The 18,650-nt window shown below is 66.6% G+C and carries 15 protein-coding genes; 6 read left to right on the forward strand and 9 right to left on the reverse strand.

Going from position 1 to position 18,650, the window contains the following annotated elements; genetic code table 11:
- Window positions 1–17 precede the first annotated feature (17 nt).
- Both ubiT and WBG56_RS01740 read left to right on the forward strand, forming a co-directional pair.
- Window positions 18–530 (forward strand): ubiquinone anaerobic biosynthesis accessory factor UbiT, encoded by a 513-nt coding sequence (gene ubiT / locus WBG56_RS01735; RefSeq protein WP_424264824.1) that lies wholly within the window; start codon window positions 18–20, stop codon window positions 528–530.
- Window positions 531–711: 181 nt separating this feature from the next.
- Entirely contained in the window at window positions 712–2,031 is a 1,320-nt protein-coding gene (locus WBG56_RS01740; protein WP_424264825.1) for a D-serine ammonia-lyase, read from the forward strand.
- A 60-nt stretch (window positions 2,032–2,091) separates the two neighbouring features.
- On the opposite strand, the gene WBG56_RS01745 is transcribed toward WBG56_RS01740, so the two are convergent.
- From WBG56_RS01745 to WBG56_RS01775, 7 genes are all read right to left on the reverse strand, one after another.
- The gene (locus WBG56_RS01745; protein WP_424264942.1) at window positions 2,092–2,853 is read right to left on the reverse strand and encodes an anaerobic ribonucleoside-triphosphate reductase activating protein; all 762 of its coding nucleotides are present in this window, start codon (window positions 2,851–2,853) and stop codon (window positions 2,092–2,094) included.
- A gap of 100 nt (window positions 2,854–2,953) precedes the next feature.
- A complete protein-coding gene (gene nrdD / locus WBG56_RS01750; RefSeq protein WP_424264826.1) occupies window positions 2,954–3,136 on the reverse strand; it encodes an anaerobic ribonucleoside-triphosphate reductase in 183 nt (60 codons plus the stop codon).
- A 115-nt stretch (window positions 3,137–3,251) separates the two neighbouring features.
- On the reverse strand, window positions 3,252–5,090 hold the full coding sequence (locus WBG56_RS01755) for a ribonucleoside triphosphate reductase (protein ID WP_424264827.1): 1,839 nt from the start codon (window positions 5,088–5,090) through the stop codon (window positions 3,252–3,254).
- Between the two features lie 183 nt (window positions 5,091–5,273).
- Window positions 5,274–5,513: a DUF2249 domain-containing protein gene (locus WBG56_RS01760; protein ID WP_043681763.1), complete on the reverse strand. Its 240-nt coding sequence runs from the start codon at window positions 5,511–5,513 to the stop codon at window positions 5,274–5,276.
- A gap of 191 nt (window positions 5,514–5,704) precedes the next feature.
- Window positions 5,705–5,899 carry an oxidoreductase-like domain-containing protein gene (locus tag WBG56_RS01765; RefSeq protein WP_424264828.1) on the reverse strand — a complete coding sequence of 65 codons (195 nt, stop codon included), beginning with the start codon at window positions 5,897–5,899 and terminating at the stop codon, window positions 5,705–5,707.
- A gap of 105 nt (window positions 5,900–6,004) precedes the next feature.
- The gene (locus WBG56_RS01770) at window positions 6,005–6,835 is read right to left on the reverse strand and encodes a class II glutamine amidotransferase (protein ID WP_424264829.1); all 831 of its coding nucleotides are present in this window, start codon (window positions 6,833–6,835) and stop codon (window positions 6,005–6,007) included.
- A 114-nt stretch (window positions 6,836–6,949) separates the two neighbouring features.
- Window positions 6,950–8,110: a cytochrome P450 gene (locus WBG56_RS01775; RefSeq protein WP_424264830.1), complete on the reverse strand. Its 1,161-nt coding sequence runs from the start codon at window positions 8,108–8,110 to the stop codon at window positions 6,950–6,952.
- Between the two features lie 314 nt (window positions 8,111–8,424).
- On the opposite strand from WBG56_RS01775, the gene WBG56_RS01780 reads away from it, so the two are divergent.
- The 3 genes from WBG56_RS01780 to clpB all read left to right on the forward strand — a co-directional run bounded on the left by WBG56_RS01780 (window position 8,425) and on the right by clpB (window position 11,655).
- Window positions 8,425–8,700 (forward strand): type II toxin-antitoxin system RelE/ParE family toxin, encoded by a 276-nt coding sequence (locus WBG56_RS01780; RefSeq protein ID WP_424264943.1) that lies wholly within the window; start codon window positions 8,425–8,427, stop codon window positions 8,698–8,700.
- The gene (locus tag WBG56_RS01785) at window positions 8,700–8,993 is read left to right on the forward strand and encodes a HigA family addiction module antitoxin (protein WP_424264831.1); all 294 of its coding nucleotides are present in this window, start codon (window positions 8,700–8,702) and stop codon (window positions 8,991–8,993) included. Before WBG56_RS01780 ends, WBG56_RS01785 begins: the two co-directional genes overlap by 1 nt.
- 70 nt (window positions 8,994–9,063) lie before the next feature.
- Window positions 9,064–11,655, forward strand: a complete 2,592-nt coding sequence (gene clpB, locus WBG56_RS01790) for an ATP-dependent chaperone ClpB (protein WP_424264832.1) — start codon at window positions 9,064–9,066, stop codon at window positions 11,653–11,655.
- Window positions 11,656–11,759: 104 nt separating this feature from the next.
- On the opposite strand, the gene WBG56_RS01795 is transcribed toward clpB, so the two are convergent.
- Both WBG56_RS01795 and glnE read right to left on the reverse strand, forming a co-directional pair.
- Window positions 11,760–12,008 (reverse strand): GlsB/YeaQ/YmgE family stress response membrane protein, encoded by a 249-nt coding sequence (locus tag WBG56_RS01795; protein ID WP_424264833.1) that lies wholly within the window; start codon window positions 12,006–12,008, stop codon window positions 11,760–11,762.
- Window positions 12,009–12,140: 132 nt separating this feature from the next.
- Window positions 12,141–14,900: a bifunctional [glutamate--ammonia ligase]-adenylyl-L-tyrosine phosphorylase/[glutamate--ammonia-ligase] adenylyltransferase gene (gene glnE, locus WBG56_RS01800; RefSeq protein ID WP_424264834.1), complete on the reverse strand. Its 2,760-nt coding sequence runs from the start codon at window positions 14,898–14,900 to the stop codon at window positions 12,141–12,143.
- A gap of 80 nt (window positions 14,901–14,980) precedes the next feature.
- On the opposite strand from glnE, the gene WBG56_RS01805 reads away from it, so the two are divergent.
- Complete coding sequence (locus tag WBG56_RS01805) at window positions 14,981–18,604, forward strand: YhdP family protein (RefSeq protein ID WP_424264835.1); 3,624 nt, start codon at window positions 14,981–14,983, stop codon at window positions 18,602–18,604.
- Window positions 18,605–18,650: the final 46 nt, after the last annotated feature.

Below are 18,650 nucleotides of genomic sequence, written 5' to 3' on the forward strand. Positions count from 1 at the left end.
TTTTCACGAGTCCGATCATGCAAAATCCCGGCAATCCCGTCTATCGCATTCCCTCGCCCCTGGCCCAGGCCCTGGAGCATCTGCCGCGCTACCCTGGTTCCGTGCTGTTCGTCAGCGGCCTGAACCTGGTGCTGGCGCGGCACCTGCACCCCGATACCCTGCACATGCTGGAAGGCCGGTCCTTGCGCATCCACGTCGCCGATGCGCGCGTCCGCTTTGATTACACCTGGCGCGGCCACGCCTTCCGGGCGGCCCGCCATGGCGACATCGACCCGGATCTGACCATCCGCGCCGATGCCGCGGATTTCTATCGCCTGCTGCAGCGCACGGAAGACCCGGACACGCTGTTCTTCAGTCGCCGCCTGGTGATCGAAGGCGACACCGAGCTGGGTCTGATGGTGAAGAACACGCTGGATTCGATCGACCTGGCGGTGTTTCATCCCAGGGCCGTGCTGCGGGACGTGGCGCAGGCGGCGCGTCGGCGTCTTGGTGAGCGGTTCATGTCCCGGCCTCGGAATCCCGCCGTCTGAGAGGCGGGTTGCGGGATGAGGCCGCGCGACCCGGTTGCCGCGGAGGGCCAGCGCCGCAAAATAGGGCATCATGGAGGGCAACGGTTTCGAAGACATGCTTCGTGGCGCGCCCCATTGCACGCCCGGCAGGTCTTTGGAGCCCTGGGCGGGGCGCTGGTGCTCCGCCAGGCAAGGACCTTTCATGAATACAGACATCTCGACCCGATATCCGGGATTGCCGGCAGGGCTGGCGCAGCGCCAGCCTTTGTTGTGGCTGAACCCCGGGTACGATCCTCAGGCCGTTGGCCGCGACTCCACGCTGGACCCGGCCGTGGCCGCAGCCCGCTTCAGTCGTTGCGCGGGGCTGCTGGAGCAGGTCTTCCCGGAACTTCGCGCCACCGAGGGCCGCCTTTCGTCGCCCCTGACGCCGATACCGCATCTGCGGGACGCCCTGGGTCTGCCGGCCTCGGGGGTCTGGCTGCTCAAGCGCGACGATGCCCTGCCGGTGGCCGGGTCCGTCAAGGCGCGCGGCGGCTTTCATGAAATCCTGACTTTGGCCGAACAGATCGCGACTGAAGCCGGCCTGCTGCGCGGCGATACCGACCGGCGCGCGCTGGCCAGCCCCGAGGCCCGAGCCGTGCTGGGGCGGCATGCCGTAGCGGTGGGCAGCACCGGCAATCTGGGCCTGAGCATCGGCATGATCGGCGCCGGCCTGGGTTTGCGGGCCGTGGTGCACATGTCGGCGGATGCCAAGGAATGGAAAAAGCAGCGCCTGCGGGCGCGGGGCATCGAAGTCGTCGAACACCCTGGGGATTATGCTTCGGCCGTGGCGGCCGGCCGCGCCCTGGCGGAATCGGACCCGTTCACGCATTTCGTCGACGATGAGCACTCCGAGGCCCTGTTCCTGGGCTATGCCGCCGCAGCGCGTGAATTGCAGGCGCAATTGCAGGCGGCGAACCGGCCCGTGGATGCCGATCACCCCCTGTTCGTCTATCTGCCCTGCGGGGTCGGCGGGGCGCCAGGCGGTATCCTGTATGGCCTGAAGCAGTTGTTCGGCGCCCACGTGCATGGGTTCTTCGTGGAGCCTGCCGCGTCGCCCTGCATGCTGGTGCAGTTGGCCTGCGGCACGCAGCATCCCGTGTCGGTCTACGACGTCGGGCTGGACAACCGCACCGATGCCGACGGCCTGGCCGTGGGCCTGGCCTCGCCGTTGGTCGCGCCCTTGATGGCGACACTGTTGTCCGGGGTCTTTACGGTGGACGAAGAGACGTTCTACGCGGATGCCTGGCGCCTGGAAGACAAGGAAGGCATCTATGTGGAGCCTTCCGCGGCGACCGGTTTGCGCGGGCCGCTGCAGGTCCTGGATACGCCGCAGGGGCAGGCTTACCTGCAGAGTCAGGGGCTGAACGCCGCCATGAATCAGGCCACCCATGTCATCTGGAGCACCGGCGGCTCCCTGGTGCCCGAGGACATCCGCCAGGGTTTTCGCCAGCGCGGGCGCCGGGCGGCCGGCGTCGCCTGAGATCGCCGCCGCCGCGTGTCGGGCTTCGGGCTGGGCATGGCGGCGGCCGGATGTCGGGGCTCATGGGCGCCGGATCTGGAATGAAGAGAACATCGCGGCCAGCGCCGAACGGGTCTCCTCGCCCGGCCACTCTCGTAAAGACTGGCCGCGGGCGTTGAGCTCGTCATCCGCGCAGCCCTGGGGGCGGAAGATCTGCACGGCGTAGTTCGACACGCCCAGGCCGGACAGGGTCCGACCCAGCTGCAGCAGCTCGGCGGCGCTGATCAGGTCCGGGTGCGCCGTCGTGCGGCATTCGAAGTCCACTCCGCTGTCCAGCACCGCCTGCAGGCTGGCGCTGGCCGGGACGCCGCTGCCGGCGACCCGCGTGATGCGTTCGTACTGGTCGAAACCGGCCTTGATGTCCAGGCCGACCCAATCCACCCGGGGCAGCACCTGGGCCAGGCGGCGCGGATGCGTGCCCCCGGTGTGCAGGCCGATCTTGTAGCCCAGGTCGCGCGCCTGCCGGATGGCGGTGCCCAGGCCGGGGTCCATGGTGGGCTCGCCGCCGCTGAAGACCACGCCGTCGATCAGGCCGACCCGGCGGCGCAGAAACGCCAGGATGTCGACCCAGTCCAGCGGGCTGGTCGCCGTGCGCGGCTGCAGGTGCGGATTGTGGCAGTAGTCGCAGCGCCAGGGGCACCCCTGCACGAAAACCACGGCGGCCAGGAGGCCGGGGAAGTCCGTGGCCGTGAAGGGCACCAGGCCGCCTGCCTTGAGTGTCCGGGCGCTGCTGCCCGGTGCGATGCGGGCCGTACCGGGGGCGGCGGCCGCCTCCGGCCCCATGACGCCGGCCGGGTGGACGGCGCGCGGGGCGGGTTCCGGCTCACCGCCTGCGACTGCGGGCGGTTGGGCATGGTGGGCGGCGTGCATGACGGATCCGGGATCAGGCAGTCCGGGCCACGGGCGTTTGGCCGGCATGGCGTTCGACGAAGAAGCGGCGTTCGTGGAATTCGCCTTTCTTGCCGATGTTGAAGGACGAGACGGGACGGTGGTAGCCCATGACGCGGGTCCAGATCTCGCAGGGTTGGCGTTCGGCGTCGTTCAGAGTGATGGGGGTGTTGGACATGATGTGCTCCTGAGGGGCTGAGAAAACCGGACCGTGGTCCGGATGGAAAAAAGGAGGGATGAGGCGAGGCGGCTTGGCCGGCTCGGGGGGCATGCGTCCGGCCTGCCGGAGGCGATCAGGCGATGTGGGCCGTCCGCGCCGGGGCTGCGGCGGCGTCGGGCGTCGTCATCCCGGCCCGGCTGTGCTTGCGGGCGATCAGTTCGTCGTCGCATTGCGGGCAGAAATCGTGCCGGCCCGGCAGGTAGCCGTGCTTCGGGCAGATGGAAAAGGTCGGGGTGATGGTGATGTAGGGCAGGGAAAAGCGGCTGAGCGTGCGGCGCACCAGGGTGCGGCAAGCATCGGCCGACGACAGCGGCTCGGTCATGTACAGGTGCAGGACGGTGCCGCCCGTGTATTTGCGCTGCAGTTCGTCCTGGCGTTCCAGCGCTTCGAACGGGTCGTCGGTGAACCCCACCGGCAACTGCGACGAATTCGTGTAGTACGGCATGTCGTCCGTGCCGGCCTGCAGAATGTCCGGCCAGCGGGCACGGTCTTCCTTGGCGAAACGGTAGGTGGTGCCTTCGGCGGGCGTGGCTTCCAGGTTGTACAGATGGCCGGTGGATTCCTGGAATTCAATCATGCGGGCGCGGACATGATCCAGCAGGCGCACGGCGAAGTCGTGTCCCCAGGGGCTGGTCAGGTCGTGTTCGTCGGCCGTGAAGTTGCGGATCATCTCATTGATGCCGTTGACCCCCAGGGTGGAAAAATGGTTGCGCAACGTGCCCAGGTAGCGACGGGTATAGGGAAACAGGCCGTCGTCCATCAGGTCCTGGATGACGCGGCGTTTGATTTCCAGGCTTTGCCGGCCCAGGGTCAGCAGTTCGTCGAGCCGGGCGAGCAACGCGGCCTCGTCGCCCCGGTGCAGATAGCCCAGGCGGGCGCAGTTGATCGTCACCACGCCCAGCGAGCCGGTCTGTTCCGCGGAACCGAACAGGCCGTTGCCGCGTTTCAGCAGTTCGCGCAGGTCCAGCTGCAGGCGGCAGCACATGGACCGGATCATATTGGGCTTGAGTTCCGAATTGATGAAATTCTGGAAGTAGGGCAGGCCGTATTTGGCCGTCATCTCGAACAGCCGTTCGGCATTGGGGCTGTGCCAGTCGAAGTCCGGCGTGATGTTGTAGGTCGGGATGGGGAAGGTGAAGGCGCGGCCCCGGGCGTCGCCGGCCATCATGACCTCGATGTAGGTCTGGTTGACCATGTCCATTTCGGCCTGCAGTTCGCCATAGGTGAAGGGCATCTCCTGGCCGCCGATCACCGGCACCTGGTCGCGCAGGTCTTCCGGGCAGACCCAGTCGAAGGTCAGGTTGGTGAACGGCGTCTGCGTGCCCCAGCGCGAAGGCACGTTCAGGTTGTAGATCAGTTCCTGCATGCACTGGCGCACCTGCTCGTAGCTCATGGCGTCCTTGCGGATGAAGGGCGCCATGTAGGTGTCGAAGGAACTGAAGGCCTGCGCGCCCGCCCATTCGTTCTGCAGCGTGCCCAGGAAGTTGACGATCTGGCCCACGGCGCTGGACATGTGGCGCGGCGGCGCGGATTCGACCTTGCCCGGCACGCCGTTCAGGCCTTCGTTCAGCAGGGTGCGCAGCGACCAGCCGGCGCAGTAGCCCGACAGCATGTCCAGGTCGTGGATGTGCAGGTCGCCCTGGCGGTGGGCCTGGCCGACGGATTCCGGGTAGACGTGGCTGAGCCAGTAGTTGGCAATCATCTTGCCGGAGGTGTTCAGGATCAGTCCGCCCAGGGAATAGCCCTGGTTGGCGTTGGCGTTGACGCGCCAGTCCTGCTGATGAAGATATTCGTCGATGGAGCGGATCACGTCGATCTGCGGAATCGGGCGGATGTCGGCCTGGGCGCGGGTCTTTGCAGTCATGCTGAATTTCTCTATATATTGTGTTTGTGTGAATACTAAACACAACATGTGGTGTCATCAAGCATGCCGATCGACTATTTTGAATAGACTTGACCTGGGTTAATTGGCGGGGGGCGAAGCGGGGGAGTCTGGCGGATCGGCCATGAAAAACACCCCAAAGTTTGGAGCGGCGTCCAATATTTGGGGTGCTGTTCGATGCGGGCGGCCGCGCGGGCGCGCCCGGGGCTGTGTTCAGGGCACGATATGGAAATCGATGACGATCTCGCCCGGGTTGCGGGCCAGGTATTCGAACTGGATGTTTTCGCCGAAGTGGTTCTTCAGTTGCTGCAGGAGCGGCAGGGGGTCATGATCGTTGCAGAAACGCATGGTTTCTCCCGGTTGCAGGGCCGACAGGGCGCCGAAGATGGCGGCATGGCGGAAGCGTTTGGCAATGCCCCGCGCATCGAGGGGATAGGTGTTTTCGGCAAACATGGGGATAGCGTCGGAGGCCACGGTGCATCATTCCTGAAAAGATGAATCGGAAAGTCCGATTATAAAAACGGCGGCTTCGGAAACCGGCAGGAACCCTATGCGCAGCGCGGGTTCCTCTGGACGTGTCGCAGCGATTGGGAGGGGCGCCGCCGCAGGCGGTTTGCCGTCGGGCGGGGAGTCGCGGGGCCGGTTCAGGATCCGGCGGCATCTTCCACGTGATCCGGGTGGCGTTGTTCCCAGGCTTTCAGGGCCTGTTGCCATTCGCGCTTTTCTTCGGCATAGGTATCGAACACGCACGGGCAGCAGCCGTTGCCGCAGCATTCGTTCAGGTCGGGTTCGATGGGTTCGATCGGGCGCGGATCGTTGTCTGCAGGGGTGTCGGTCATCACGTCATCATAGGGTATCGGGCCCTGGGCGGCACGCAATCCCATCCCTCGGCCAGGGATGATGCGCGGGCCGGGCGCCGCCGACGTCTGGCGGGCTGTCCGGGATCACGCGCAGGCCAGGTTGTCCCGGTTGCTGCGCTGGATGTCTTCGGGGATGTCGATCCGCACGCTGGACTGCGGCCGGCCGTCCACGAACATCATCAGTTCGCCTGTGTGAAAAGCGGTCCAGGTTTCGTTGTCGGTCAGCGGTTTGGTCGTGATGACGGCCACGCAGTCGCCGCGGGCGGCGACGTTGGCGAAATCCACGGCCACATCGGTATCGACCAGGTGGGCCACCTGGAACGGCCAGGCCCGCACGATGTAGGTCAGCGAGGTGGAGCAATGCGCCAGCATGCAGCGCCCGTTGGACAGCAGGAAGTTGAAGACCCCGTGACGGGTCAGTTCCGCCGTCATCTCGGCCACGGCGGCGAACAGTTCCTGGTCGCCGGGTTCGCGCGTGCCGAATCGCGCCCGCAGACCTTCCATCATGAAGCAGAAGGCGCGTTCGCTGTCGGTCTGGCCGATGGGCAGGTAGTCGCCGCGCAGCGTGGGCTGAAAGGATTTCAGGTCGCCGTTATGGGCGAACAGCCAGTGACGGCCCCACTGTTCGCGCACGAACGGGTGGCAATTTTCCAGTTCCAGCGCCCCCTGGGTGGCCTTGCGGATGTGTGCGATCACATTGCGCGATTTGATCGGATAGCGTTTGATCAGCTCGGCCACGGGCGACTGGCAGCAGGGGGCGTTGTCCAGGAAACAGCGGGAGCCGCGGTTTTCGTAGAAGGCGATGCCGAAGCCGTCGGCGTGATGGTCGGTGTCGCCGCCCCGCGCGGCAAAGCCAGTGAAGGAAAACGTGATGTCCGTCGGCGTGGCGCAATTCATGCCCAAGAGCTGACACATGGCAGGCAGGCCCCAAGGAAACCGGGGTGGAAGCACCCCGAATGGTTCATGCTTGAATTGTAGTCTTGCGGGGCTGGATATAACCGCTGCTTGGTATGGGAATCCGTGATGAGCTTATGCGGTGTCGTGCCGCAGCATCAGAATCGCCTGCCGGTAGCCGCTGGCCGGATAGATGGCGGGCATGGGCGGATGCTCGTCGCTGGGTTCCAGCGCCCGGGTGCCGGCCAGCAGGGCCTGGATCATGATGTCCAGTTCCAGCCGGGCCAGCGGCGCGCCCGGGCAGGCGTGGATGCCGGCGCCATACAGCAGGTTCAGCGCGGGGTCGCGATCCAGCCGGAATTCATCCGGATCGCCGAACACGGTTTCGTCGCGGTTGGCGGAGGCCCAGATCAGGGTCAGGCGTTCGCCGGCCTGGATCCGGGCGCCGCCTATGTCCACCGGACAGGTCGGAGTGCGCCGGTTGGCGATCAGGGGCGCGTGGATGCGCAGGATCTCGTCATTGGCGGCGCGCACCAGCGTCGGGTCGCTGCGCAACTGGTCCTGCAGCGCCGGATGCGTGGCCAGATAGTGGGCGATGATGCCCACGCTGGAGGCCATGGTGCCCAGTTCGCCGACCGTCCAGTTGCGCAGGATGCTGACGATCTCGTCCTCGGTCGGGGCGCGCCCGTGGATGGAGGCGCGCATCAGGCGGGTCGTCGCGTCGTCGGGCGCCTGGCCGCCGGCCTGGCGACGCTCTTTGAGCAGGTCGCGGATGGTCTGGTCGAATTCAGTGGCCACCGCCGCGATGGCATGCGCGTCGCCCGACAGCGTGGCGATGTTCTTCTTGTGGATCCACTGCCGCAGCGGCTCGTGCAGGCAGTCGGGCCAGCCCAGGAAGGCGCACTGCATGCGCAGCGCGAAAGGATGCGCCAGACCGAACATGATCTCCACGCTGGCATTGCGCGGCAGGGCGGCCACCAGCTCGGCGCCGATCCGCCGGCAGTCCGGCTCGAATGCCGCAATGCGGTCCAGACCGAAGTAGGGTTCGATCAGCCGGCGCCAGGCCGTGTGTTCCGGCGGGTCCATGCTGTTGGGCACCGAGACATGGCGCGAGGCCTGGCTGCTGAAGGTCTCGTGATCCGTCACGATGCGCATGACGTCGGCGTGGCGGAATACGGAATGATGCAGATAGTCGCTATGAGCCACCGGGCAGCGCCGGCGCATACGGTCATAGGCGGCGATGGGGGAGGCAAGCACTTCCGGGGCGCGGGGGTCCCAGTCCTGGTGTGGAGTCATGGCGGTTCGCTGGATGAACGGGGGCGGCCTTGGATCAGGTCCATCCGACTGTAGCACCGGGTAAACCCTGGGTGTGGGGCCTGACTGCCGGGTCCGCGGTTTATCTGGCCGGTGTTTGATGTGCCTCAATCGGATGAGGGGGGATCGGCGCCGTGACGAGCGTGTCCGTCGGGATTTGTCCGATCTGGCCGGCGCGCGCGGTCCCGGACCACAATGGCCGATCTCGCTTGCTTGAGGCCCGGCATCATGCGTCGTTATCGAAAACTTGAGCGTCACGCAGAATTATTGCATGGTGCGCAACGTGCTACATTGCGATCAAATCCTTCCGACACAGAGGGGTGAAGCGTTTCTTCGAGACCGGGTCGTTGTCGGGTATCCAGGCGAACCATGCCAAGCGGCTTCGGCTGCAGTTGGCGGCGCTTGATACGGCCGTGGTACTGAGCGACTTGGACGTTCCGGGTTTTGACCTGCATCCCTTGAAGGGCTTCATGAAGGGGCGATGGTCAATATCCGTCAATGGGAACTGGCGCATCACTTTCATTTTTCAGGATGGAAACGTTTATGTGCTGGACTATGAGGACTACCATTGATGAAGATGCATAATCCGCCCCACCCGGGCGAGTTCATCTCCGCCATCTATCTGGAGCCCAGCGGGATCAGCGGCCGGGAGTTGGCGGAAAATCTGGGTGTGGCGGCTTCCACGCTCAGCCGGGTTCTGAATGGTTCCAGTCGCGTGACGCCCGAAATGGCGCTGCGCCTTTCGAAGGCGCTTGGACGCAGTCCTGAGAGTTGGCTGGCCATGCAGGATGCCCATGATTTGTGGTTTGCCAGGCAGCGGGTCGATCTGCAAGGCGTCAGCCGGCTGGCTTGCGCCACGCCTTGAAAATCCCCCCGCCAACCGCATATATCGCATATCGGGGCGCAGCGCCCCCTCCCTATAAAGGGTCCCACCCATGCGATTCGACAAACTGACGACGAAATTCCAGCAAGCGCTGGCCGACGCTCAAAGCCTGGCCGTGCGTCACGATCATCCCTATATTGAAAACGTCCACCTGCTGTCGGCCCTGCTGGCCGACGCGGACAGCGGCGCGGCCAGCCTGCTGGCGCGGGCCGGCGTGGCCGTGCCCCGGCTGCAGGCCGAACTGGACCGCCAGATCAAGGCCCTGCCGACCGTGCAGGGCGCCGAGGGCAATGTCCAGGCCGGCCGCGATCTGCAGGCCGCCCTGGCGCGCACCGACAAGGAAGCCGGGCAGCGCGGCGACACCTACATCGCCAGCGAACTCTATCTGCTGGCCCTGGCCGATGACAAGGGCGAGGCCGGCCGCGCCCTGCGCGAGGCCGGCCTGCAGCGCAAGGCCCTGGAGGCCGCGATCGATGCGGTGCGCGGCGGCGCGACCGTGTCCGGGGCGGAGGACGAGGACAACCGCCAGGCGCTGAAGAAATACACCCTGGATCTGACGGCGCGCGCCCGGGAGGGCAAGCTCGATCCCGTGATCGGGCGCGACGATGAAATCCGCCGCACCATCCAGATCCTGCAGCGCCGCACGAAAAACAACCCGGTGCTGATCGGCGAACCCGGCGTGGGCAAGACCGCCATCGTCGAAGGCCTGGCGCAGCGCATCGTCAATGGAGAAGTCCCGGAAACCCTGAAGGGCAAGCGCGTCCTGACGCTGGATCTGGCGGGCCTGCTGGCGGGCGCCAAATATCGCGGCGAATTCGAGGAACGCCTGAAGGCCGTGCTGAAGGAACTGTCCCAGGATTCGGGACAGACCATCGTCTTCATCGACGAGCTGCACACCATGGTGGGCGCCGGCAAGGCCGAAGGCGCCATGGACGCCGGCAATATGCTCAAGCCCGCCCTGTCGCGCGGCGAACTGCACTGCGTGGGCGCCACGACGCTGGACGAATACCGCCAGTACATCGAAAAGGACGCCGCGCTGGAGCGACGTTTTCAAAAAGTGCTGGTGGACGAGCCCAATGTGGAATCCACCATCGCCATCCTGCGCGGCCTGCAGGAACGCTATGAATTGCACCACGGCGTGCAGATCACCGACCCGGCCATTGTGGCGGCGGCGGAACTGTCGCACCGCTACATCACCGACCGCTTCCTGCCGGACAAGGCCATCGACCTGATCGACGAGGCGGCCGCCCGCATCCGCATGGAAATCGACTCCAAGCCGGAAGTCATGGACCGCCTGGACCGCCGCATCATCCAGCTGAAGATCGAGCGCGAAGCCGTGCGCAAGGACACCGACGAGGCCTCCGAACGTCGCCTGAAGGCGATCGAGGAAGAACTCGAAACCCTGCAGCGCGAATACAACGACTACGAGGAAGTCTGGAAGGCGGAAAAGGCCGCCGTCCAGGGTTCGCAGGCGGTGAAAGAGGAAATCGACCAGGTCCGCGCGGAAATGGCCGAGCTGCAGCGCAAGGGGCAGTACGACAAACTGGCGGAACTGCAGTATGGCCGCCTGCCCGAACTGGAATCCCGGTTGAAGGCGGCCGAATCCGCGCCGAAGGAAGCCGAATCCGGCAAGCCGCGCCTATTGCGCACCCAGGTGGGCGCCGAGGAAATCGCCGAGGTCGTCTCCAGGGCGACCGGCATTCCCGTGTCGCGCATGATGCAGGGCGAGCGCGCCAAGCTGCTGGGCATGGAGGCCGTGCTGCACGAACGTGTCGTGGGCCAGGACGAGGCCGTGCGCCTGGTCTCGGAGGCCATTCGCCGCTCGCGCGCGGGGCTGTCCGACCCGAACCGGCCCTATGGATCGTTCCTGTTCCTGGGCCCGACGGGCGTGGGCAAGACCGAACTGACCAAGGCCCTGGCGCGTTTCCTGTTCGATTCGGACAACCATCTGGTGCGCATCGACATGAGCGAGTTCATGGAAAAGCATTCCGTGGCCCGCCTGATCGGCGCGCCGCCGGGCTATGTCGGCTACGAGGAAGGCGGCTACCTGACCGAGGCCGTGCGCCGCAAGCCCTATAGCGTGATTTTGCTGGATGAAGTCGAGAAGGCGCACCCGGACGTGTTCAATGTGCTGCTGCAGGTGCTGGACGATGGCCGGCTGACCGACGGCCAGGGGCGCACCGTGGATTTCCGCAACACGGTGATCATCATGACCTCGAACATCGGTTCGCAGCACATCCAGAACCTGGCGGACCAGCCGTATGACGTGGTCAAGGAAGTCATTCGCGACGAGCTGAAGACCGCTTTCCGGCCGGAGTTCCTGAACCGGATCGACGAGATCGTGGTTTTCCATGGCCTGGATGCCATCCATATCGAACCGATCGCCCGTATTCAGTTGAAGCGCCTGGCCGAACGCCTGGCCCAGCATGAAATGCGCCTGGAGGTCACCGATGCCGCCGTCCAGGAGCTGGCCCGTGTGGGCTACGATCCGGTGTTCGGGGCCCGGCCGCTGAAACGCGCCATCCAGCAGTACCTGGAAAATCCGGTGGCCCGCCTGATCCTGGAAGGCACCTTCGGTCCGCGCGACGTGGTTCCGGTGGACTGGGACGGTGAGAAGTTCGTGTTCGAGCGCACGCTGCAGTGAGCGTCGCGGGCGCCGCAACGGACGTGCTGTTCGCGCCCATTGCGGCGGCGCTACGGGCCGGGCGGCCAGTCAGCGCGGGGCGCTTGTCGCCCCGGTTTTCGGGTTCAGGCGCGCTTGGCCACCATGCCGTAGACGAACAGCACGATTAGGGCGCCGACGATGGAACCGATCCAGCCGGCGCCTTGTCCCGCCTGATACAGCCCCAGGGCGGCCCCCAGGTAGCCGGCCACGACCGAGCCCACGATCCCCAGGATCGTAGTCATGATGATGCCCAGCTTCTGTTCGCCGGGCATGATGGCCCGGGCGATCAGGCCGACGATGAAACCCACGACGATCATGCTGATGATGCCCATGCTGTACTCCTGTGCGGTTGGGTGACAGGAGGCAGGATAGCGGGCGGGCGGCGGAGGCGTCCAGCCGTCTTTGACGTTACTTGAGTAACAAAATATATCGTTGCGCGGCGGACGACGGCGAAGCCGCCGACCTCAAGGGGCCGCCTCCAGCACCAATCCCCACAATTCCCGCACCGCGTCCCGCTCGCGCACGCATTCCGCGGGCGGCACGCGCGCCTTTTCCGCCCCCTGCAGCCGCAGCGCATGTTGCCGGCGGCGAAAGACCCGGTAGGCATCGGCCACGTCGGCGGCCAGCAGCCCCGGAATCAGGCCGGCCTGCGCGGCCAGGCCCAGCAGGGCGATATTGCCCAGATTCCCCAGCAGCTCCGGGTGGGCGCCGGATTGGCTGAGCACCAGGAACTGGGTGATGAATTCGATGTCCACCATGCCGCCCCGGTCGTGTTTCAGGTCGAAGTCTCCGCTGCGATTGGGGTGCCCCTGGGAGATCTTGTCGCGCATGGACAGGACCTCGCGGCGCAGGGCATCCGGATCGCGGGGCAGCAGCAGGATGCGCTGGCGGATGTCCTCGAAGCGGGCGCCGATGGCCGCGTCCCCCGCGACGAAGCGGGCGCGGGTCAGCGCCTGGTGTTCCCAGGGCCAGGCCTGGTTCAGTTGATAGTGTTCGAAGGCGTCGATGGGCAGCGCCAGCAGGCCGGCGTCGCCGTCCGGGCGCAGGCGCAGATCGATCTCGTACAGGCGGCCCGACGAGGTCAGGGTGGACAGCCATGACGCCACCCGGCGCCCCAGCTTGGCATAGCGCTCGCCCGCGTCCTGGTCCGGGTCGTCGTACAGGAAGACCAGATCCAGGTCGGACGCGTAGCCGATTTCCTTGCCGCCCAGCTTGCCGTAGGCAATGATGGCGAAACGGGGCGCGCCGGGGTCGGTGCGGCGTTCGCGCGGCAGCACCTGGGGCCAGACCCGGTGGATGGCCTCGGCCAGCATCAGGTCGGCCAGGGCCGACAGGTGGTCGGCCAGGCTTTCGACGCTGATGACGTTTTCCAGATCCTGGGCCAGCAGCTGGAAGGTGATCTGGTGCTGCGCGTCGCGCATCAGGTTCATCTGCTGCTCGATGTCGGGCTGGCCGTCCGGCAGGACGCAGGCGTCCAGGTCGCTGCGCAGTTGCTCGGCGATCGCCGGAAAATCCGGGGCCTGCATCAGGCTGCGCCATTCGATCAGGCTGTCGAGCAGCAGGGGGTAGCGGCTCAGGTATTGGGATGCCCAGGGGCTGGCGCCGATGATGCGGGCCACGCGGGCCAGGGTTTCCGGGTATTCGGCCAGCAGCGCCAGGTAGGCGCTGCGCTGGGCGATGTGTTCGACCAGATTCAGCAAGCGTTGCAGGGTGGCGGGCGGGTCGTCCGTCTGTCTGGCCGCGTGCGTCAGGCCGGGCAGCAATGTCTGCAGGCGCTGCTGACTGGTGCGCGGCAGGCTCTGGATCCGATGGCTGTCCAGCAAGGCATCGATGCGGTCCTGCATATCCCGCGCCTGTTCGTCGGACACGGCCGTCGGGGCCGCATCGGGCTCGGGGGGGGCGTCCTCGGCAGCCGCATCGCCGCCCATGCCGGCGATGCGGAAGGCATCGTGGAAGCACTGCGATACATAGGTCCGATGCCGGTCCAGCGTCGTCTGGAAATCGGTGCTGTCGGGATGCCCCATGGCCTGCGCCAGCGCGGCCAGCCCGCTGGGATCGTGGGGCAGCAGATGGGTTTGCTCGTCTTCGCGGTATTGCAGCAGGTGTTCGACGCGGCGCAGATAGCGGTAGGCGTCCTCCAGGCCGCGCGCCTGGATGTCGTCCAGGATCCCGGCGCGGTGCTGCTTGTGCAGGGCGGCCAGCAGATTGCGCTGTTGCAGGGAAGGCTGGCGTCCTCCCCGGATCAGCTGGTTCAACTGGATCACGAATTCGATTTCCCGGATGCCGCCTTCGCCCAGCTTGATGTTGTGCCGGGTGTCGATCCCGTGCCGCGCCTGGGCGCGGCGCTGCCAGTCCATGCGGATGCGTTCGCGCAAGCCGCGCAGGGCAGAGAGCGCGTCGAAGTCGAAATACTTGCGGTAGACGAAGGGCCGGCGCAGGGATTCCAGGGCCTGGGCCTGGGCGGTGAAGGCGGTCTCTTCGAAGAGCGGGCAGGGGATCAGGCGGGCTTTCAGCCAGGCATAGCGTTCCCATTCCCGTCCCTGGGCGACCAGGTAGTTTTCCAGCGCGGCCAGGCTCCAGGCCAGCGGGCCGCTGTCGCCGTCGGGGCGCAGCCGCAGGTCGGTGCGAAAGACATAGCCATCGGCATCCAGTTCCGACAGGATCGGCATCATCAGCCGGCAGACCTTGCCATAGAACTCGTGGTGGCTGATGCGCCGGCGGCCGTCGGTTTCGCCTTCCTCGTCGTACAGCATGATCAGATCGATGTCGGACGATACGTTCAGTTCCTTGCCCCCCAGCTTGCCCATGCCCAGGATCAGCATGTCCTGAGGGGCGCCGGTGCCCGGGTGGCGCGGCGCGCCGTGGATGGCGATCAGCGTGCGCATGGCGCAGGCATAGGCCTGTCCGATGGCCAGGTCGGCCAGGGCGGACATGGCGGCGACGACCTCGTGCAGGGGCGCCTGCCCCGCGATGTCGCGCACCATCAGGGTGTGGAAGACGCGCTGGCGCGCGCGGCGCAAGGCCTGTTGCAGGGCGGGTCGGTCGGGGGCCTGGTCGGCCGGGCCGCCCAGCGCCTGGGCGTACCAGGCCTGGATGGTCTTGCGGCCGACGGGTTCGGCGCTGTCGGCCAGCAGCCGGGCCTGGTCGTCGGGGTGGGCCATCAGGTGGCGCCGAAGGACGCCGGACCATTGCAGGGCGGGCTCTAATATAATGGCTCGGGACATCGGATCCGTCAGCGGTTCGGTGAAACTGGGCCCGGTGCAGCCGGGCTGGCAGGGGGCTTTAACATACTGCAAAACCCGGCATGCGCCAATTCATATCAAAGCTTTCCTCTGTCTGGTCACGGCGCGTCCTCGCGGTGTTGCTCAGCCTGTATTTCGGGCTGGGGGTCACGCTGCTGGCGGGACGCTACCTGATTCTGCCTCATCTGGACGATTGGCGGCCGCAGATTGCCGCCCATCTGTCGCAGAGGGTCGGGGCGCAGGTATCGCTGGGCTCGATCCGGGTGTCCTGGCGGGGCTGGAACCCGCAGTTCGATCTCAGCCAGGTGCGGGTGACCGATGATCAAGGGCATGCGCTCCTGACGGCGCCCAGCGTTCGGGCGGGCTTGAACTGGGCGGCGCTGCTGCCGGGTCGCCAGGGGGTGCTGCGCCTGCGGGTGCAAGGCATGGACCTGGGCCTGACGCGCTTGCCCGACGGGCAATTCAGTCTGTTGGGCCAGGTGGTGGAACTGGATCAGCAGGCGGATTCGGTCACGATGCCCGCCTGGTTGCAGTGGGTGCTGGATCAACCCCTGATCTCCTTTCAAGATGCCACGCTGCGCTGGCATGACCAGCGGCGCGGGGCCCCGGAACTGACGCTGCGCAATGTCCATGCGGTCCTGCGCCGCCAGGGAACCGATGAATGGGGCCTGTCCTTGTCGGCGCAGGCGCCGATGGTGGGCGACGCCCGTCTGGATGCCAGTTTGGTGGCGGGTGTCGGGCCGCAGGAGGGGCGGCAAAAGAAGCTGGACTGGCGGGGCTGGCTGCGGCTTGGCGGAGCCGGGGCCCGGGATTGGCGGCCCTGGATCGAACTGCCGCGCGCCCTGGAACAGGGGCGGCTGGATGCGCAGTTCTGGGCGCAGCCCGGGCGGCGGGCGCCGGAATTGACCGCCTTGCTGGGGCTGCAGTCCGTCCGCTGGGCGGCTTCGGATTCTGACGGCGTGCAGGTGCCGGAGGCTGAACTCTGGATGCAGGGGGGGCTGGATCAATGGCAGGCGCTGGCCCGGGGCGACGCTGCCCCTGATGGCCTGGCCTTCGATCTGCGCACCCGGGATGTCCGTCTGGAGCAGCCCCAGTGGTTCGATGCGCCGCTGGCGTTTGGCACGGTAGCGGCGCGCGGCCGCGTGGCGCATGCGGCGCAATGGTCGCTGCAGCTGCAGCGGCTGGTCTGGCGGAATGCCGATATCGACCTGCAGGGCTCGGGCCGCTGGGATGGCGGCGGCCCGGCGGGGACGGCCGATTTCCAGGGCACGATCGTCCGCGCCCGCCTGGACGCCATCCATCGCTACCTGCCCCGCGAGGTCGATGCCGATGCCCGGGAATGGCTGGCCAAGGGCCTGCAGGCGGGCACTCTCTTCGATGGTCATTGGCTCCTGCGCGGGGATCTGGCCGAATTTCCCTTCGGCGATCAACCGCAGGCCGGGGATTTCCAGGTGAGGGGGGATTTCCGGGATGCCCGGATCGAATTCGTGCCGGATGCGGCCAAAGAGCAATCCTGGCCATTGCTGCAGGACGTCGTCGGGACTGCCGACCTGCACCGCATGGATTTGCGCCTGACGGCTTCTGCGGCCCGCATGGAGCCGGTCCAGGGGCAGGAGATCCGCCTGAGCGGCGTGCAAGCCAGAATCCCCGACCTGGAGCATGACGCCACCTTGCGGGTCTCGGGGCATAGCGCGGCCGATGGCGATGCCTATATGGCCTTGATCCGCCAGTCGCCCCTGGCCCATCTGCTGGATGGCGTCTTTGACGAGGCCAGCGCGGGGGGGGATTGGCAGGTGCCTCTGTCCCTGACCATTCCGCTCTTGAATACCGATGACAGCCAAGTGCAGGGGCGTGTCGACCTGCAGCACGGCCGGCTGCAGTTCCTGCCTCAGGCGCCGGCCTTCGAGGCGATGGACGGCAGCGTGTTTTTCAGCGAACAAGGCGTGCGGCTCGCCCAGCCGCTTTCCGCCCGGATCCTGGGGGGGCCGGTGCAGGTGCGGGGGGAATTGGGGGATGCGCAGGCGGCGGGCCTGTCCTTCCAGGGTCGCCTGACGGCCAAGGCGCTGGCGGCTTTCGTCGGCGTCCCCGGCATGAACCGCCTGTCGGGCGCCTTGAACTACCAGGCGCAACTGGCGCGGCGGGGCCGGGCCTATGTATTCACCCTGGATTCGGACACGCGCGGCCTGGCCCTGGATTTTCCGGCGCCGCTGGCCAAGCCGGCCGAGCAGGCGCGCTCTCTGAAGGTGCGCTGGACGGACGCGGATGCGCAGGCCGATGTGCTGGATGCGCGCCTGGGCGACATGGTCACGGTAGGGCTGCGGCATGTGCGGCGCACGCGCCAGGGGCCCTATTTTGAACAGGCGTTGATCGGGTTGGGGCAGGCGGCGGACGATGGGGGGCCGGGCTTGCGGCTGGCGCTGCGCTATCCGCTGATCGATCTGGACCGTTGGAACCGGATCGTGGATGAATTCTCCATCCCCCGGCGCGGACATGCGCCCGCTTCCCGGACGGCGGCCTCGCGGCCCTTGTGGCCGGACCTGTCCTTGCTCAGCGTGCAGGCGGATCAGTTGAGGCTGCAGGCCACGCGCCTGGATCAGGCGGCGCTGCGCGTGACGCGCACCCCCGACGAGCGCTGGTCCCTGAATCTGCGGTCCAAGCAGACGACCGGCACCTTGAAGTGGCGGGAACTGGACGGCCGCGTGCAAGGGCCGATGTCGGGGCGCTTCGCCCGCCTCAGCCTGGGTGACGATTCCCGGGATACGCAATCCCTGCTGCCTGACGCGCAATCGGACGATGACGCCCGCTTTGATGATGATCTGGAAATCCCCGGCCTGATCCTTCAGGCCGACGATCTGCGCCTGTATGGCCGCTCCATGGGGGCCTTGTCGCTGGAGGGGGTGCGCGATAGCGCGCGTCACGTCTGGCAACTGAACCATCTGCGCATGGGCGACGATGACGCCCGGCTGCAGGGCAGCGGCACCTGGCGCTTGCGTGGCCCGGATCGGGGGCTCAGCCTGAAGGCGACCGTGACCGCCAAGAACCTTGGGGCCTGGCTGTCCCGCGCGGGCTGGCCGGGCGTGTTGTCGGGCGGCCAGGGCACGCTGGCGGGGGATTTCACTTGGCGCAATCTGCCCTGGCGTCACGACAAGGCGGATCTGCAGGGCAGTCTGCAGATCGATCTGGACAAGGGGCGTTTCCTGAAGATCGCTTCGCAGACGGCCAAGCTGCTGGAAGTCCTGTCGCTGCAGTCGATCACTCGCCTCAATCGTCTGGAACAGGGACTGGTGGGGCTGCCCAAGGACGGTTTCCCCTTCGATCAGCTGCGCGGGTCGCTGACCCTGAACCAGGGGGTCGTCCAGGCCCATGACTACAAGGTCATCGGTTCCGTGGGCACGATCCTGCTGGAAGGCAGCACCAATATCCTGAACGAAACCCTGGATCTGCAGGCGGTCATGGTGCCCAATCTGGACGTCAGCGGCGCCGCATTGGCCGCCGGCATCGCCATCAATCCCCTGGTCGGCCTGGGGGCCTTCGTCACCCAGTGGCTGCTGAAGACGCCGCTGGCCAAGGCCATGACGGTGCGCTATCAGGTCACGGGGACCTGGGATGATCCCAAGGTCAAGGAGGTGCCCGTGAGCGGCACGGCCCAGGCGGGGCACGAGGCTGGCCCGGAGGCGGGCCGCTAGTGCGCTGTTCGACTGATACGCGTACTTGAATTTGGCGTCTGCGGCC

The sequence above is a fragment of the Castellaniella sp. genome (assembly GCF_049671645.1).
GTDB lineage: Bacteria > Pseudomonadota > Gammaproteobacteria > Burkholderiales > Burkholderiaceae_B > Castellaniella.

Excerpts from the sequence above, each read along its gene's own strand:
- WBG56_RS01765 (WP_424264828.1), bottom strand. The coding sequence starts at position 5,899 with ATGACCGACACCCCTGCAGACAACGATCCGCGCCCGATCGAACCCATC.
- WBG56_RS01740 (WP_424264825.1), top strand. The coding sequence starts at position 712 with ATGAATACAGACATCTCGACCCGATATCCGGGATTGCCGGCAGGGCTG.
- WBG56_RS01770 (WP_424264829.1), bottom strand. The coding sequence starts at position 6,835 with ATGTGTCAGCTCTTGGGCATGAATTGCGCCACGCCGACGGACATCACG.
- WBG56_RS01805 (WP_424264835.1), top strand. The coding sequence starts at position 14,981 with ATGCGCCAATTCATATCAAAGCTTTCCTCTGTCTGGTCACGGCGCGTC.
- clpB (WP_424264832.1), top strand. The coding sequence starts at position 9,064 with ATGCGATTCGACAAACTGACGACGAAATTCCAGCAAGCGCTGGCCGAC.
- WBG56_RS01775 (WP_424264830.1), bottom strand. The coding sequence starts at position 8,110 with ATGACTCCACACCAGGACTGGGACCCCCGCGCCCCGGAAGTGCTTGCC.
- WBG56_RS01795 (WP_424264833.1), bottom strand. The coding sequence starts at position 12,008 with ATGGGCATCATCAGCATGATCGTCGTGGGTTTCATCGTCGGCCTGATC.
- WBG56_RS01760 (WP_043681763.1), bottom strand. The coding sequence starts at position 5,513 with ATGTTTGCCGAAAACACCTATCCCCTCGATGCGCGGGGCATTGCCAAA.
- WBG56_RS01755 (WP_424264827.1), bottom strand. The coding sequence starts at position 5,090 with ATGTTGTGTTTAGTATTCACACAAACACAATATATAGAGAAATTCAGC.
- WBG56_RS01785 (WP_424264831.1), top strand. The coding sequence starts at position 8,700 with ATGAAGATGCATAATCCGCCCCACCCGGGCGAGTTCATCTCCGCCATC.
- nrdD (WP_424264826.1), bottom strand. The coding sequence starts at position 3,136 with ATGTCCAACACCCCCATCACTCTGAACGACGCCGAACGCCAACCCTGC.
- glnE (WP_424264834.1), bottom strand. The coding sequence starts at position 14,900 with ATGTCCCGAGCCATTATATTAGAGCCCGCCCTGCAATGGTCCGGCGTC.
- ubiT (WP_424264824.1), top strand. The coding sequence starts at position 18 with ATGCAAAATCCCGGCAATCCCGTCTATCGCATTCCCTCGCCCCTGGCC.
- WBG56_RS01745 (WP_424264942.1), bottom strand. The coding sequence starts at position 2,853 with ATGGGGCCGGAGGCGGCCGCCGCCCCCGGTACGGCCCGCATCGCACCG.